This is a genomic window from Streptomyces bluensis, assembly GCF_014650715.1.
In the GTDB taxonomy this organism is placed as follows: Bacteria; Actinomycetota; Actinomycetes; order Streptomycetales; family Streptomycetaceae; genus Streptomyces; species Streptomyces bluensis.
The window spans coordinates 1-18,142 of sequence record NZ_BMVM01000029.1; the positions used below are offsets into that span (position 1 = coordinate 1).

Sequence of the window (18,142 nt, forward strand, 5' to 3'; positions counted from 1 at the left end):
GCGAAATACCAAACAACTCCGCATCAAAATCCGCCACACCCGACACAAACCCACCGGAGTTCGCGTAAGTACGGCCCGGCTGTCCGGGAACGGGGTCGTAGAGGTCGTCCATGTCCCAGCCACGGTCGGCCGGGAAAGGGGTCACACCGTCACGACCGGCCGCGAGCAACTCCCACAGCTCATCCGGAGACGAGACATCACCGGGGAAACGGCAGGCCATCCCCACGATCGCGACGGGTTCGCGGGAGGCCGCGACGAGTTGGCGGTTGCGCTTCTTCAACGTCGCGGTCTCTTCCAGGGACTTGCGCAGAGCCTGGACGACCTTTTCGTACGGTGCGCTCATCGATGCCTCTGTCAGTCTCGTGAGTGGGAGCCGGAGCCGAAGCCGTCGTCGGCCGCGGGGTCGGCCGCGTCGGGCATGTCGCCGAGGGCGAGGTTCACCAGGTCGTCGACGGCGAGGTCGGCGATGCCGGTGTCCTGGTCCGGGGTGTCGTCGGACCAGATCGCGCTCTCGTCCTCGGCGTGCCGTTCCGCGTCCTCGACCTCGGCGATCAGGGTGCGCAGGCCGGGCAGGAGGCCGGCGTCGCGCATTCGGCTGAGCGGGACCGCGGCGAGGACGCGGCGCAGGCGGGTCTCGTCGAGGTCCGTCAGGTCCTGCGGGGAGGTGTCCGCGGTGTCGTCGGGGAAGAGTTCGGTGTGGAGGTGGCGGCCGAGGGCGGCCGGGGTGGGGTGGTCGAAGACGAGGGTGGTCGCCAGGCGGAGCCCGGTCGCGGCCATCAGCTGGTTGCGCAGGTCGACGGCCGTGAGGGAGTCGAAGCCGAAGTCCTTGAAGGCACGGTCGGCGTCGATCGCGGCGGGTGACTCGTGGCCGAGCACCGCGGCGACGCGGGACTGCACGAAGTCGCCCAGGGCACGCTCGCGTTCGCCGGCCGGCAGGGCGCGCAGCCGTGCGACGAGTTCGCCGGGTGCGTCGGCTGTCGTGCCGGTGCCGGTGCCGTTGCGGGTGGCGGTCGTCGCGTCGGGCAGGTCGGCGAGCAAGGCGCTGGGGCGCGTGAGGGCGAACGCGGTCGCGAACCGGTCCCAGGAAACGTCCACCACGGCGGTGCAGGGGCGGTCGGCGGCGAGCACCTGGTCCAGTGCGGCGAGGGCGCGCTCGGGCGGCAGGGGGCGCAGTCCGGAGCGGCGGATGCGTTCCTCGGCGGCCCGGTCGGCGGCCATGCCGTCGCCGGCCCAGGGCCCCCAGGCGACGGACGTGGCCGGCAGGCCGACGGCACGGCGGTGCTGGGCGAGCGCGTCGAGGTGGGCGTTGGCGGCGGCGTAGGCGGCCTGGCCGGCGTTGCCGAGGACGCCGGCCACGGAGGCGAACAGGACGAACAGTCCGAGGTCCCGGTCGGCGGTCAGTTCGTGCAGCAGGTCGGCCGCGCGGGCCTTGGCGGCGAGGGCTTCGGCGAGGTGACGTGGGGTCAGGTCGGCGAGGACACCGTTGGCGGGGACACCGGCCGCGTGCACGATGCCGGTGAGCGGGATGTCCTCGGGGATTCCGTCGATCAGCGCGCGGACCTCGTCGCGGTCGGTGAGGTCGCAGGCGGCCAGGGTGACGCGGGCGCCGAGCGCGGCGAGTTCGTCGCACAGTTCGGTGGCGCCGGGGGCGTCGGCGCCGCGCCGGGAGGCGAGCAGCAGATGCCGGGCGCCCCGCTCGGCGAGCCGTCGGGCGAGGTGCCGGCCGAGGGCTCCGGTGCCTCCGGTGATCAGTACGGTGCCGCGCAGGCCGTCCGCTGGGGGCTCTTTCGGGTGGGCGGTGCCGGGGTCGTCGTCCCGTACGAAGCGCGCGGCGAAGACACCGCCCGCGCGGACGGCGAGCTGGTCCTCGGTACAGGTGGTGGAGCGGCCGTGGGCGAGGAGCTGGGCGAGCCGGGTCAGGTCCCGGGGCCCGGGAAGGACCGGAAGGTCGGCCAGGCCGCCCCAGATGTCGGGGTGTTCGAGGGCGAGACTGCGGCCGAGGCCCCACAGCTGTGCCTGGGCGGGGTGCCGGAGCGGGTCCCCGGTGCCGACGGACACCGCGGACCGGGTCGCGCACCACAGTGGGGCACCGGTCCCACCGGCCGCGTCGGCCCAGGCCTGGGCGAGCAGCAGGGTCAGACCGGTCGCGGCGGGCGGTTGTCCGTCGCCGGTGGGCTGCTGTTCTTCCGCCCAGGCGAGGAGGGACAGCGCGCCGTCCGGGGCGAGTTCACGGATCCGGGCGGTGAGCGTGGTGCGGCTGTCGTGGCTGCCGATGGTCAGTACGGTGACCCGGGCGCCGGCGTCCCGCAGGGCGTGCGCGCACTGTTCGACGAAGCCGTTCTGGTCGGCCGTCACCTGCTCGGGGGAGACGACCAGCCAGTTCCCGGTGAGCGTGGCGGCGGGTACGCCGACCGGCTTCCAGGTGACCGTGTAGCGCCAGGCGGCGAGTTCGGACGCCTCGCTCTGCCGCCTGCGCCAGTCGGACAGCACCGGCAGCAGGGAGCCGAGGGGCGCGTCCGCGCTGACGCCGAGCCGGTCGGCGAGCGCGGCGGGGTCACCGCCGTCGACGAGGCTCCAGAATCCGGCGTCGGTGCCGTGCTGCCGTACGGCGGCCGGCCGCTGTCGGCGGTCGCGCAGCCAGTAGCGGCGGCGCTGGAAGGCGTACGTGGGCAGCTCGACGCGTGCGCCTGTCCCGAGGCCGGTGGGGTCGGCGGCTGCCGCGACGGCGGGCCAGTCGGTCCGCATGCCGCGGACGAAGAGGCCGGCCACGGCCGTGAGCAGCGTCTCGGCCTCGGGACGGCCGGCCCGCAGGGCGGCGGCCGCGGTGACGCGCCCGTCGGCGGCGGAGGAGGCGAGCGCGGTCAGCACCGGATCGGGGCCGAGTTCCAGGAGCCGGGTCGCGCCGGCATCGCCCGTGGCGGTGGTGAGGGCGTCGTGGAAGCGCACGGGACGACGCACCTGGTCCACCCAGTAGGCGGCGGACGCCCACTGCGTCGTGACCGGCTCGCCCGTGGCGGTACTCACGGCGGAGGTCGTCGGACGGCGGTAGCGAATCGTCTCGGCGACGGTGGCGAAGTCGGCGAGCATCGGGTCCATCAGCGGTGAGTGGAAGGCGTGGCTGACCCGCAGCCGGGACACCCTGCGCCCCTGTCCGCGTGCCACGTCCATCGCCTCGACGACCAGTTCCTCGTCGCCCGACACCACCACGGACGAAGGCCCGTTGACGACGGCGACGGCGATCTGGCCGCTTCCGGTCAGCTCCTTCAACAGCTCGGTCACCTCGGCCTCGCCACCCTCCACGGCGGCCATCGCGCCCCCCTCGGGCAGGGCCTGCATCAGCCGTGCCCGGGCCGCCACCAGCCGTACGGCGTCGGGGAGTTCGAAGACTCCTGCGGCGTAGGCGGCCGCCAACTCGCCGACCGAATGGCCGAGCACGAGGTCGGGACGGACGCCCCAGGACCTGAGGAGTTCGACGAGGGCCACTTGGAGGGCGAAGAGGGCCGGCTGCGCGTAGCCGGTGGCGTTCAGCGGGTTCGCGTCGTCCTGCTGACCATCGGGTTCGGCGAGCAGTATGTCCCGCAGCCGATGCGTGAATCCGGCCTCGGGTCCTCCGAGTTCGGCTTCGAGCAGCTCGCACACGGCGTCCAGCGTCTGTGCGAACACCGGGTAGGTGGCGTGGAGTTCCCGTCCCATTCCGGGCCGCCCGCTGCCCTGCCCGGTGAACATCCACGCGGTGCGGCCCTCGCCGACGGTGCCGGTGACGACCGTGGCGTGGCCGGCCGCGGGGGTGCCGTCGGCCGCCAACGCGTCCAGCCCGGCGCGCAGTTGGTCGAGGTCGGTGCCGAGGACGACGGCACGGTGGTCGAGCACGGCGCGGGTCGTCGCCAGCGCGTGCGCCACGTCCCCGGGGGACGCCGGTTCGTCCGAGGAGGCGAGGAAGCTCGTCAGCCGGGCCGCCTGGGCCCGGGTCGCCCGGCCGGTACGGCCGGACACCACCCAGGGCACGAGCGGCGAACCGGAGTCCGTGGTGCCCACGCCCGGCGTGGCGCCCGGCTCCCGCCCGCTCGCACTCGCGCCGTCCGGGGCTTCCTCCAGGATGACGTGGGCGTTCGTACCGCTGATGCCGAACGAGGACACACCGGCCCGGCGCGGATGTCCGGCGGCCTGCCAGTCCCGGGGCTCGGTGAGCAGCCGTACCGCGCCGGACTCCCAGTCGATGTGCTCGGAGGGCCGGTCGGCGTGCAGGGTCCGGGGCAGGTGGCGCCGCTGGAGCGCCATGACCATCTTGATGACGCTCGCCGCGGCGGCACCCGCCTGGGCGTGCCCGATGTTCGACTTGATCGAACCGAGCCACAGCGGCTCGTCGTCGGCGCGCGCCTGGCCGTAGGTCGCGAGCAGGGCGTGCGCCTCGATCGGGTCGCCGAGCCGGGTGCCGGTGCCGTGCGCCTCGACCACGTCGACCTCGGCGGGCGAGACGCGGGCCGCCTTCAGCGCCTGGCGGATGACGCGTTGCTGGGACGGGCCGTTCGGCGCGGTCAGACCGTTGGACGCACCGTCCTGGTTGACGGCACTGCCCCGCACCACCGCCAGCACCGGGTGGTTGTTGCGGCGGGCGTCGGACAGCCGCTCCAGGACGAGCATGCCCCCGCCCTCGCTCCAGCCGGTTCCGTCGGCGCTGTCGGCGAAGGACTTGCAGCGGCCGTCCCCGGCCAGCCCGCCCTGCCGCGCGAACTCCAGGAACATGCCCGGCGTCGCCATCACGGTGGCGCCGCCGGCCAGGGCCATGTCGCACTCGCCGGCCCGCAGCGCCTGGGCGGCCAGATGCAGGGCGACCAGCGCCGAGGAGCAGGCGGTGTCCACGGACACGGCCGGCCCCTCCAGCCCGAACACGTACGACAGACGCCCCGACGCCACGCTCGGTGTGCTGCCCGTCAGCAGATAGCCGTCCGTCTCCGGGTCGGCGTCGTCGTGCTCCTGACCGCTGGCGTACCCGTTCGCGGACACACCCGCGTACACGCCCGTCGCCGAGCCCTGGAGGGACAGCGGGTCGATGCCCGCGCGTTCCAGAGCCTCCCAGGCCGTCTCCAGCAGCAACCGCTGCTGCGGGTCCATGGCGAGGGCCTCACGCGGCGAGATCCCGAACAGCTCGGCGTCGAACTCCGTGGCACCGTCGATGAATCCGCCGACCGCCGCCACCCCCTCCAGCGTCTTCATGTTCCAGCCGCGGTCGAGGGGGAACGGTGTGATGCCGTCGCCGCCTTCAGCCACCAGCGACCAGAGCGCTTCGGGCGAGTCGACGCCGCCGGGGTAGCGGCAGCCCATGCCGATGACGGCGATGGGCTCGTCGGCGGGTACGGCGCTACGGCGGCCGGCCGTCCCCTCCGTCTCTTCGGTGGGTGTGTCGACCGGCGCGCCGACGAGTTGCTCCCGCAGGGACGCGGCCAGCGCGGCCGGGGTCGGGTGGTCGAAGATGACGGTCACCGGCAGCGTGATGCCGGTGGCGGAGCCGAGCCGATTGCGCAGGTCGACGGCGGTCAGCGAATCGAATCCGAGGTCCTTGAAGGCGCGGGACGCGTCGACCGACCCCGCCAACGCGTGACCGAGCACCGCCGCCACCTGCGCCTGCACCAGGTCCAGCAGCTCGCGCTCCTGTTCCTCCACGGACAGCTCCCGCAGCCGTCCGGCCAGGGCACCGCCGGTCGCGGCGGGCCCGGCGGCACGGCGTCGACGGTCGACAGCCGGTACGACGCCTCGCAGGATGCCGGGCAGGCTGTCGCGTACGGCTGCCAGGGCGGACGTACGCAGGGCGACGGGGACGGCGTTCGGCTCGTCGACGACGAGCGCCGCGTCGAGGAGGGCCAGCCCCTCGCCCGTCTCCAGGGCCGGGAAGCCCTGCCGCGCGAGCCGCTCCAGCTCCGGTCCACCAAGGGTGCCGCCCATGCCGTCCGCGTGCGCCCACATGCCCCAGGCCAGCGACACAGCGGGGAGCCCCTGGGCACGGCGGGTGGCCGCGAGAGCGTCGAGGATGTTGTTCGCGGCGGAGTAGGCCGCCTGACCGGCGTTGCCCACGACACCCGCGAACGAGGAGAAGAGAACGAAGGCGGACAGGTCACGGTCGGCCGTCAACTCATGCAGATGCAGCGCCGATTCCGCCTTCGCCCTCAGCACTCGGACCAGCCGCTCCTCAGTGAAGTCAGCGATCAGACCGTCATCGAGAACGCCCGCCGCGTGCACCACACCGGACAGTTCGACACCGTCGAGCACAGCAGCGAGCTCCGTACGGTCGGAGACATCGCACGCCCGCACAACGACCCGAGCACCCAACTCTTCAAGTTCCGCCGCGAGTTCAGAGGCACCCGGAGCCTCCGGCCCGCGCCGGGAGACGAGCAGCAGATCCCGCACTCCGTGCTCGGTGACCAGGTGCCGGGCGACCTCCGCGCCCAGACCACCCGTCCCGCCCGTGATCAGCACCGTGCCTTCGGAGCTCCACGGCGACGGCACCGAGAGGACGACCTTGCCGACGTGCCTGGCCTGCCCCAGCAGGCGCAACGCCTCCGGGGCGCGAGCGACCCCGTAGGCGGTGACCGGGGCGGGCCGCAGAGTGCCGTCCTCGAACAGGTTCAGCAGGGCCGCGAACATCTCGGCGATCCGGTCGGGGCCCGCGTCGATGAGGTCGAAGGCGGTGTAGTCGATGCCGTGCTCGGCCCGCACCTCTTCGGCGTCACGGATGTCGGTCTTGCCCATCTCCACGAAGCGGCCACCGGGCCGCACCAGCCGCAGCGAGGCGTCCACGAACTCACCGGCGAGGGAGTCCAGCACCACGTCCACGCCCGGCTGGAACCGCTCCTCGAACTCGGTCGTCCGGGAGGAGGCGATCCGCTCGCCGGGGACGCCGAGGTCACGCACGACCGGCCACTTCGGCTCGCTCGCCGTCGCGTACACCTCGGCCCCCAGGTGGCGGGCGAGTTGTACGGCCGCCGTGCCCACTCCGCCGGCGGCGGAGTGGATCAGCACCGACTCCCCCGCCTCAAGTCCGGCCAGGTCCACCAGGGCGTAGTACGCGGTGAGGAACACGATCGGCACGGACGCCGCCTGCTCGAACGTCCACCCGTCCGGTATCCGCGTCAGCAGTCGGGAGTCGGTCACGGCCGTCGGAGCGAACGCTCCGTCCAGCAGGCCCATCACCCGGTCGCCGACGGCGAGTCCGGTCACCTCCGGGCCGACCTCCACGACCACACCGGCACCTTCGTGCCCGAGCCGGCCGGCGTCGCCCGGGTACATGCCGAGGACGTTCAGTACGTCACGGAAGTTGACGCCGGCGGCCCGCACACCGACCCGTATCTCGCCGGGGCCGAGGGCGCGCGGAACCTCCGGGACCAGCCCGACCCCGTCCAGCCGGCCCTGGGCCACCACGTCCATCCGCCACCCGGTGCCCACACCCACCGGCGGTACCAGCACCCCGCCCGACGCCATCCGCACCATCCGCGGCGCCCAGATCCGGCCTGCGCGGATCGCGACCTGTTGGCCGTCGACGGGGGCGGCGGCCAAGCGGTAGGACGCCGGGTCGTCATCGACATCGATGAGGGCGAAACGGCCCGGGTGCTCGTTCAAGGCGGAGCGCACCAGTCCCCAGACGCCCGCGCCGCCGGCATCGGGGGTCTCGCCGTCCCGTACGGCGACGGCTCCGTTGGTCACGACCACAAGGCGCGCGTCGGCGTGGCGCTCCTCGGTGAGCCATTCCCGGACGGCCGCCAGGACCTCGGTCACCACCTGGGTACCTGCCCCACGGCGAACCGGGAGCAGGACGGTTCCGTTCCGCCGTGGGGCGGGCACGTCGCCGTCGCCGTCGTAGGGAACGAGGGTGAGTCCCGCCCGGTGCCAGGGCTCGGCGTCGTCCGGCACGCGCAGGACCGTCACCGGGGCGGCGAGGGCAGCGGTGTCGGCGGAGTCGGCCGTGGGCTCGACGGGGGCCGGGGTCCACTCCACGCGGTAGAGATGCTCCGCGCTCGTGGTGGCGGCGCCGACCGTGAACTGGGCGGGCGAAGCCGGGCGCAGCAGCAGCGACTCGACGGCGGCGACGGGCGCTCCGGTGGCGTCGGCGACGTACAGGGCGTAGGTGCCGGAGCCGCGCGGGACGATCCGGACGCGGACGAGGTTCGCGCCGACCGCGTGGCAGGAGACGCCCGTCCAGGCGAACGGCAGCAGGGCACCGTGCTGTTCGTCCGCGCGCAGGGCGAGGGCGTGCAGCACCGAGTCCAGCAGTGCCGGGTGCAGTCCGAAGGCGTGCGCCTCGGTGGCCACTCCTTCGGGCAGCGCGGCCTCGACATACAGTTCCTCGCCCCGGGCCCAGACCTGCCGCAGGCCACGGAAGGCGCTGCCGTAGCGCAGGCCGGTCTCGGCCAGCCTTTCGTACAGCCCGGTCGTGTCGATCTGCTGGGCGTCCGTGGGAGGCCACGTCCGCAGCTCCGTGGACGGGGCGGGTGCCTTGGCATCGCCACCGCCGCTCACCGTTCCCTCGGCGTGCAGGGTCCAGACGGAGTCGTCCTCGGTGTGGTCCGGGCGGGCGTACAGACGCAGCGGGCGGGCCCCCGTGTCGTCGGGGGTGTCGAGGGAGATCTGGATCTGGACGGCGCCCTGCTGGGGGAGGATCAGCGGGGCCTGCAGGGTGAGTTCGTCGACACGGTCGCAGCTGACGCGGTCGGCCGCCGCCAGGGCGAGTTCGACCAGCGCCGTGCCCGGTACGACGACGGCCTCGCCCACGACGTGGTCCGCGAGCCAGGGTGCGGCGGCCGTCGACAGCCTCGCGGTCAGCAGCACCGCGTCCGATCCGGCGACGGGGACGGCCGCGCCGAGCAACGGGTGGTCCGCGGCCTTGAGCCCGAGGCCACGCGCGTCCCCGGCCGAGCCCGCGTCGCGCAGCCAGTACCGCTCGCGCTGGAACGCGTACGTCGGCAGCGCCGTCCGTACGGCACCGCTGCCCTCGAACACGGCCGGCCAGTGGACGGCGGTGCCCCGGACGTACAGTTCGGCGACGGCACGGAGCGCGGTCTCCGCCTCGGGCAGGTTCCGGCGCAGCGCGGAGAGCGCGAACGCCGGTTCCACCATGGCGGACAGCACGGGGTCGGGGCCGACTTCGAGGAACCGTACGACGCCGAGGTCATGGGTGGCCGTGCGGGCCGCGTCATGGAAGCGGACGGCCTCGCGCACCTGGCGAGTCCAGTAGTGGGGGGTGGTCCAGTCACCGTCGCCGAGCCTCGCACCGGTCAGGGTGCTGACTGCGGGCAGCGTCGGCCGGTGATAGGTGATCTGCTCGGCGACCGCGGTGAACTCGTCGAGCATCGGCTCCATGAGCGGCGAGTGGAAGGCGTGGGAGACGCGCAGGCGGGTGACCCGGCGACCGCGTTCACGGACGCTCGCCATGACCCGCTCGACGCCTTCCTCGGTCCCGGAGACGACCACGGCGGTCGGTCCGTTGACGGCCGCGATCGTCACGTCCTCAGCGGTGGTGAGCAGGTCGGTGATCTCCGCCTCGTCGGCCTCGACGGCGGCCATGGCGCCGCCCTCGGGCAGGGCCTGCATGAGACGGGCACGCGCGGCCACCAGCCGTACCGCGTCCGGGAGTTCGAAGACACCGGCCGTGCAGGCGGCGGCGTACTCGCCGATGGAGTGACCCAGCACCAGGTCGGGGCGCAGCCCCCAGGAGTCCAGCAGTGCCGCGAGCGCGGTCTCGACGGCGAACAGGGCTGCTTGTGCGTAGCCGGTGCGGTCGAGGAGGGCGGCGGCTTCGGAGCCGTCGTCGGCGAAGAGGACATCGCGCAACGGGAGTGGGAAGCCGTCCGCGCCGGACAGCTCGGCCTCCAGCAGGCCGGCGACCTCGTCGAAGGCACGGGCGAACCGGGGGTAGGCGGCGTGCAGTTCACGCCCCATGCCGAGGCGTTGGCTGCCCTGACCGGTGAACATCCACGCCGTACGGCCCTCGGTGACGACACCCGTCACGCCGGGCCCGGCGAGCCCCGACCGCAGCGCGTCAGCGTCATTCCCGAGAACAACCGCCCGGTGCTCAAGCGCCGCACGGGACATGGCAAGGGACAACCCCACGTCGAGGGGGGACAGTTCGGGCCGCGCGGCCAGAAAGGCGGCCAGCCTGTCCACCTGCGCGTCCATGGCCTGCCCACTGCGCCCCGACAACACCCAGGGAATGACCGGCACATGGGTCTCAGAATCCGGCCGGCGAAGGGACGGCACGGTCGGGGCTTCTTCGAGGATCACGTGGGCGTTGGTCCCGCTGATACCGAAGGACGAGACACCCGCCCGACGCGGACGCTCACCTCGCGGCCACGCACGCTCCTCCGTCAGCAGTTCCACCGCACCCGCCGACCAGTCCACGTGCGAGGACGGCTCATCGACGTGCAGGGTCCGGGGCAGTGTCTCCTCCCGCAGCGCCATGACCATCTTGACGACGCTCGCGACACCGGCTGCCGCCTGGGCGTGTCCGATGTTCGACTTGATCGAGCCGAGCCACAAAGGCTCGTCATCGGCATGCGCCTGGCCGTATGTCGCCAGGAGAGCTTGCGCCTCGATGGGGTCGCCGAGCCTGGTGCCGGTGCCGTGCGCCTCCACGGCGTCCACCTCGGCAGCATCGAGCTGAGCGGCGGCCAGCGCCTGCCGGATCACCCGCTGCTGCGACGGACCGTTCGGCGCGGTCAGCCCGTTGGACGCACCGTCCTGATTGACCGCACTGCCACGCACCACCGCAAGCACCGGGTGGTTGTTGCGGCGGGCGTCGGACAACCGCTCCAGAACGAGAATGCCCCCGCCCTCGGCCCAGCCCGTCCCGTCTGCACCGTCGGCGAACGACTTGCACCGCCCGTCATCCGCCAGCCCGCCCTGCCGCGCGAACTCCAGGAAGATTCCCGGCGTCGCCATGACGGTGGCGCCACCGGCCAACGCGAGGTCGCACTCACCCGACCGCAGTGCCTGGCAGGCGAGGTGCAGGGCGACCAGGGCCGACGAGCAGGCAGTGTCGACCGACACCGCCGGACCCTCCAGCCCGAACACATACGACAGACGCCCCGACGCCACACTCGGCGTACTGCCGGTCAGCAGATAGCCACCGGTCTCGCCCTGCGGGCTCTGCATGTTCCCGCCGTAGCCGCTGCCGGAGACGCCTGCGTAGACGCCCGTCGGGGTTCCGCGCAGGGACGACGGATCGATGCCCGCGTCCTCCAGCGCCTCCCACGCCGTCTCCAACAGCAACCGCTGCTGCGGGTCCATGGCGAGGGCCTCACGCGGCGAAATCCCGAACAACTCGGCGTCGAACAGCGCCGCACCCTCGACAAACCCACCGACCGCCGCCAGCCCCTCCAACAGGGCAGGGTCCCAACCACGATCCGTCGGCAGCACCGACAACCCGTCCCGGCCCTCCGCGACCAGATCCCACAACCCCTCGGCGGAATCCGCACCCCCCGGGAAACGACACCCCATCCCCACAATCGCAACCGGCTCATCGAAAGCCGTGCGCGTGCGGCCGACGGCAACGGTGGTGCCGGCCGTGGTGTCCGCCTCGCCCAGCAGTTGGGTCCTGAGGAAGCCGGCGAGGGCGGAGGGCGTCGGGTGGTCGAAGACGAGGGTGGCGGGGAGCGTGATGCCGGTCGCGGAGCCGAGGCGGTTGCGCAGGTCGACGGCGGTGAGCGAGTCGAATCCGAGGTCCTTGAAAGCGCGGGAGGGATCGATCGACCCCGCGGAGGCGTGGCCGAGCACCGCGGCGACCTGCGCCTGCACCAGGTCCACCAACTGACGCTCCTGCTCGGCCGGCTGGAGCTCGGCCAGCTTGCGGGCCAAGCCGGTGGCGGCCGCCGCACCGACCTGACCGGCGGCACGGCGTCGGCGGTCGGAGGCGGGCACGACACCTCGCAGGATGCCGGGGAGGCTGTCGCGTACGGCTGCCAGGGCGGACGTGCGCAGGGCGACGGGGACGGCGATCGGCTCGTTCACCAGCAGAGCCGCATCCAGCAGAGCGAGCCCCTCACCCGTCTCCAACGCCGGGAAGCCCTGCCGGGCCATCCGCTCCAACTCCGCCTCGCCCAGCGTGCCACCCATACCCTCGGCGTTCGCCCACATGCCCCACGCCAGCGACACACCCGGCAGCCCCTGAGCACGGCGCCTGACCGCGAGAGCGTCAAGGACGGCGTTCGCGGCGGAATACGCGGCCTGACCCGCATTGCCCACCACACCCGCGAACGACGAGAACAGAACGAAAGCGGACAGATCACGGTCGGCCGTCAACTCATGCAGAAGCAGCGCCGATTCCGCCTTCGCCGCCACCACCCGGCCGACACGCTCAACCGACAGATCAACGACCAGACCGTCATCCAGCACCCCCGCCGCATGCACCACACCCAACAGATCAACACCGTCCAACACCGCAGCCAGTGCCACACGGTCGGAGACATCACACGCCCGCACAACAACCCGAGCACCCAACCCCTCAAGATCCGCGACGAGTTCGGCAGCACCCGGAGCCCCGGCCCCGCGCCGGGAAACGAGCAGCAGATCCCGCACGCCGTGCTCGGTGACCAGATGCCGGGCGACCTCCGCACCCAGACCACCCGTCCCACCCGTGATCAGCACCGTGCCCCCGCCACCCCACGGCGACGGCACCCGCAGCACCACCTTCCCCACATGCTTGGCCTGCCCCAGCAGACGCAACGCCTCCGGGGCCCTGGAGAGGTCGTACGACGTCACCGGGTTCGGCCGCAGCGCACTCCGCTCGAACAGCTCCAGCAGCGCCGCCCACATCTCAGCGATCCGATCCGGACCGGCGTCCATCAGGTCGAAGGAGTGGTACGACACCCCGTGCTCGGCCCGGACCTGCTCCGCGTCGCGGATGTCGGTCTTGCCCATCTCCACGAACCGGCCACCGGGCCGCACCAGCCGCAGCGAGGCGTCCACGAACTCACCGGCCAGCGAGTCCAGCACCACGTCCACACCCGGCTGGAACCGCTCCTCGAACTCCGTCGTCCGGGACGAGGCGATCCGCTCCTCCGGCACCCCCAGCCCCCGCACGACCGGCCACTTCGGCTCACTCGCCGTCCCGTACACCTCGCCACCCAAGTGCTGAGCCAACTGCACAGCAGCCATCCCCACACCACCGGCGGCGGAGTGGATCAGCACCGACTCCCCCGCCTCCAGGCCCGCCAGATCCACCAAGGCGTAGTAGGCGGTCAGGAACACGATCGGCACCGACGCCGCCTGCTCGAACGACCACCCCTCCGGTATCCGTGTCAGCAACCGGGCGTCGGTGGTGGCCAGCGGGCCGAAGGCCCCGTCGAGCAGGCCCATCACCCGATCACCGAGCGCCAGGCCGGTCACCTCAGGGCCCACTTCGACCACGACACCGGCGCCCTCATGCCCGAGCCGCCCCGCATCCCCGGGATACATGCCCAGGACGTTCAGCACGTCACGGAAGTTCACCCCCGCCGCCCGCACCGCGACCCGCACCTCACCGGGCCCCAGCGCACGCGGCTCCTCAGGAACCAGCGCCACACCATCCAGCCGCCCCTGAGCCACCACATCCATCCGCCAACCGGCACCCGCACCCGCACCCACACCCGTCGGCGGCACCAGCACCCCGCCCGACGCCATCCGCACCAGGCGCGGCACCCACACCTGGCCGTCCCGGAGGGCGACTTGGTCCGCGTCGTCGTCGGTGTGCAGGGCGGCGGAGGGAAGCCCGTCGGCGTCGGCGTCGATGTCGAGGAGGGCGAAGCGGCCCGGGTGCTCGTTCATGGCGGAGCGGAGGAGGCCCCAGACGCCGGCGGCGGACGGGGCGGGGGTCTCCTCCGGTGTTACGGCGACGCCGCCCGAGGTCACGATCACCAGGCGGGAGTCGGCGAACTTCGGCTCGGCCAGCCAGTGTTGCACCACTGCGAGGGTCTCGGCCAGGACGTCCGTGAGAGGGGCGTCGGCGAGGGGCAGCAGGACCCGGCGCGGGGTGGCGGCACCGGCGTCGAGGGCGGTGAGCAGGGCGTCCAGGTCGGGATGAACCGGGACGGTGTCGCGTGTGACGTCGAGCGCGACGTCACCTATGACGACGATGTCAGCCGTCCGGCGTGCGGGGGTCGTCGCGGCGCTCGCGGTCCACTCCACGCGGTACAGGTGCTCGGGGCCCTGAGCCGTTCGCTGCGCGGCGAGGTCCGTGGTGGAGACGGGGCGCAGCAGGAGGGAGTCGACCGTGGCGACCGGTTCGCCGGTCGCGTCGGCGATCCGCAGGTCGATCTCGCCCTCGCCGCGCATGCGCAGCCGGGCCCGGACCGAGGTGGCGCCGACGGCCGTGAGCGTGACGCCGGACCACAGGAAGGGGAGGAGTGCGGTGCGGTCGTCGTCGCCGCCGTGCAGGGCGAGGGCGTGGAGGACGGTGTCGAGGAGGGCGGGGTGGAGGCCGAAGGAGGCGGCGGCGTCGGCGACGGGTTCGGGGAGGGTGGCCTCCACGTACCAGTCGTCGTCGGCTCGCCAGACGCGGGTGATGCCGCGGAAGGCGGGGCCGTACTGGAGCCCGACGTGGGTGAGGCGGTCGTAGAGACCGGCCAGGTCGACGGGTTCGGCGTCGGCGGGCGGCCAGGCGTGCAGATTCCAGGAGCCGTCGTCGGTCGTGGCGTGGGCCCTGTCGCTGACCGTGCCGGTGGCGTGCAGCGTCCAGGCCTGTTCGACCTCGGCGTCCTCGGCGCGGGAGTAGACGCGCACGGTGCGGCGGCCGTCGTCGGTGGCGGCGTCGATGACGATCTGGACCTGGGCGGCGCCCTGCTCGGGGAGGATCAGCGGGGCCTGGAGGGTGAGTTCGTCGAGGTGGTCGCAGTCGACGCGCAGGCCCGCCTGGACGGCGAGTTCGACGAGGGCGGTGCCGGGGACGACGGCGAGTCCGCCGACCAGGTGATCGGCCAGCCAGGGCGTGGTGGCGACGGACAGGCGGGCGGTGAGCAGGACGTTGTCCGAGCCGGCCACGGCCACGGCGGCGCCGAGCAGCGGGTGTCCGGCGACACCGAGGCCGAGGCCGCGGGCGTCGGTGGCGGGCCGGGTGGCGTCGAGCCAGTAGCGGTCGCGCTGGAAGGCGTAGGTGGGCAGGTCGGTGCGGCGGGCGCCGGTGCCGGTGAACACCGCGGCCCAGTCGGCGGCGGAGCCCCGTACGAACATCTCGGCGAGCGCGGTCAGCACCGAGCCGCACTCGTCGCGGCCCTCGCGCAGGGTGGCCACGGCGGTGGTGTCGGGGTCGGCGGTCTGGACGAGGCCGGTGAGGACGGGGTCGGCGCCGATCTCCAGGAAGCGGGTGACGCCGAGTTCGGTGGTGGCGGTGCGGACGGCGGCGTGGAAGCGTACGGCCTCGCGGACCTGTCGTACCCAGTAGGCGGGGCTCGCCCAGTCGTCGTCTTCGGCCGGCCGTCCGGTGAGGGTGCTGACGGCGGGGACGACGGGGCGGCGATGTCCGATGCCCGCGATGGTCTCGGCGAACTCGTCCGTCATGGCAGCCATGAGCGGGGAGTGGAAGGCGTGGCTGACCCGCAGGCGGGTGACGCGCAGCTCGCGTGCGCGGGCCGCTTCCATGACCTGCTCGACGGCCTGTTCGGTGCCGGAGACGACGACGGCGCGCGGACCGTTGACGGCCGCGACGACGGCGCCCTGCGTGAGGAGTGCGGTGGCCTCGGTCTCGTCGGCCTCGATGGCGGCCATCGCGCCGCCGTCCGGGAGGGCCTGCATGAGCCGGGCGCGGGCCGCCACCAGCCGTACGGCGTCGGGGAGTTCGAGGGCACCGCCGGCATGGGCGGCGACGATCTCGCCGATCGAGTGGCCGATGACGACATCGGGTTCGGAGCCCCAGCCGCGCAGCAGGGCGACGAGGGCCGCCTCGACGGCGAAGATGGCCGTCTGGGCGTAGCCGGTGCGGTCCAGGAGCGCGGCCCGGGGTGTGCCGGGTTCGGCGAAGCACACCTCGCGCACGGGCACGTCGAAGCCGGGCGCTCCGGCGAGTTCGGCGTCCAGCAGGGTGCAGATCTCGTCGAAGGCGCGGGCGTAGGTGGGATGCGCGGCGTACAGGTCGCGGCCCATGCCGGGGCGCTGGCTGCCCTGGCCGGTGAACAGCCAGGCGGTACGGCCCTCGGTGACCGTGCCCTTGACGGTGGTCGCGGTGCCGGCGATGCCGGTGACGTCGTCGAGGGCGGCGCGCAAGGTGTCGCGGTCGGGGCCGAGGACGACGGCACGGTGGTCGAGGACGGCTCGGCCGGTGGCCAGGCTGTGGCCGATGTCGAGGGCGGAGGCGTCGGATCCGGTGACGTGGGCGGCGAGGCGTTCGGCTTGGGCCTCCAGGGCGGGCGCGCTGCGCGCGGTCAGCACCCAGGGGATGCGGGGCAGGGTGTGGGGCGGGGCAACGGTGGAGGCGGCCGAGAGTTCGGGGTCGAGCGCGGGTGCGGGTGCGGGTGCGTGCGCGGATTCGGCTTCGGGCTCGGATTCGGCATTGGGTGCGGATGCCGCACCAGGTGCCGCTGCCGGTGCCGGTTCCGATTCCGGTTCGGGTTCGGGTGCTTCTTCGAGGACCACGTGGGCGTTGGTGCCGCTGATGCCGAAGGAGGACACGGCGGCCCTGCGGGGGCGTTCGGCGTCGGGCCAGGGGCGGGACTCGGTGAGGAGGCGTACGGCGCCGGCCGACCAGTCGACGTGCGAGCTGGGCCGGTCCGCGTGCAGGGTGGGCGGCAGGTGGCGGGCGCGCAGCGCCATGACCATCTTCATGACCCCGGCGACGCCGGCCGCCGCCTGGGTGTGCCCGATGTTGGACTTCACGGAGCCGAGCCAGACGGGGTTCTTCTCGTCCCGTCCCTTGCCGTAGGTGGCGAGCAGGGCCTGCGCCTCGATGGGGTCGCCGAGCCGGGTGCCGGTGCCGTGCGCCTCGACGGCGTCCACGTCGGCGGTGGTGAGCCGGGCGGACTCCAGTGCGCGGCGGATGACGCGCTGCTGTGCGGGCCCGTTGGGGGCGCTGAGGCCGTTGGACGCGCCGTCCTGGTTGACGGCGCTGCCCCGGATCACGGCGAGGACGGGATGCCCGAGGCGCCGGGCGTCGGAGAGGCGCTCCAGGACGAGGACGCCGGCGCCCTCCGCCCATCCGGTGCCGTCGGCGTCGTCGGCGAACGCCTTGCAGCGGCCGTCGCGGGCCAGTCCGCCCTGCCGGGAGAACTCGACGAACGTCGTCGGGGCGGCCATCACCGTCACACCGCCCGCGAGGGCCGTTCCGCACTCGCCGGAGCGCAGGGACTGACAGGCGAGGTGCAGGGCGACGAGGGACGAGGAGCAGGCGGTGTCGATGGTGACGGCGGGGCCCTCGAAGCCGAAGACGTAGGCGATGCGCCCGGAGAAGACGCTGCCCGCGTTGCCGTTGGCGAGGAACCCGGCGACGTCCTTCGGCACCTCCTGGAGCCGGGCGGCGTAGTCGTGGTACATGAGCCCGGCGAAGACGCCGGTCGCCGTGCCCCGCAGGGACAGCGGGTCGATGCCGGCGCGCTCCAGGGCCTCCCACGACGTCTCCAGCAGCAGCCGCTGCTGCGGGTCCATCGCCAGGGCCTCGCGGGGGCTGATGCCGAACGCCTCCGCGTCGAACTCGGCGGCCTCGTGCAGGAAGCCGCCCTCCCGGGTGGCCGAGGTGCCGGCCGCCCGTTCCGCGTCGGTCGCGAACAGGGCGTCGAGGTCCCAGCCGCGGTCGGTGGGGAACGAGGTGATGCCGTCCCCGCCGCCGCTCACCAGCCCCCACAGCTCCTCCGGGGAGGCGACTGAGCCGGGGAAACGGCAGCCCATGCCGACGATGGCGATCGGCTCGTGGTCCTTCGCCTCGGCCTCACGCAGACGAAGGTGGGCGTCCTGGGCGTCGGCGATCGCACGCTTGAGGTAGTCGCGGAGCTTTTCCTCGTTCGCCATCTGTTCCTTGTCCTTCGAAAGAGCGCGGAGAGCCGAATCAGGGCGCTGGGAGTCGTACGCGGTCAGGGACTTGGAGCGGTACGGGGTCAGGGGACGTGCAGTGGTGCGCGGTCAGGGGACGTGCAGTGGTGCGGGGTCAGGGGACGTGCAGTGGTGCGGGGTCAGTGGGCTCGGCCGCGTGGCCGGTCAC

General features: G+C 73.3%; 2 protein-coding genes. Both read right to left on the minus strand.

The genetic code is table 11. The features are described from left to right. Window positions 1-343: beta-ketoacyl synthase N-terminal-like domain-containing protein (locus tag IE262_RS37120; RefSeq protein ID WP_229877916.1), on the minus strand; the 343-nt coding region annotated here is incomplete at its 3' end. An 11-nt stretch (window positions 344-354) separates the two neighbouring features. Continuing rightward, on the minus strand, window positions 355-17,952 hold the full coding sequence (locus IE262_RS39990) for a type I polyketide synthase (RefSeq protein WP_229877919.1): 17,598 nt from the start codon (window positions 17,950-17,952) through the stop codon (window positions 355-357). Window positions 17,953-18,142: the final 190 nt, after the last annotated feature.

Coding starts and splice junctions, on each gene's coding strand:
- IE262_RS39990 (WP_229877919.1), bottom strand. CDS start 17,952: ATGGCGAACGAGGAAAAGCTCCGCGACTACCTCAAGCGTGCGATCGCC.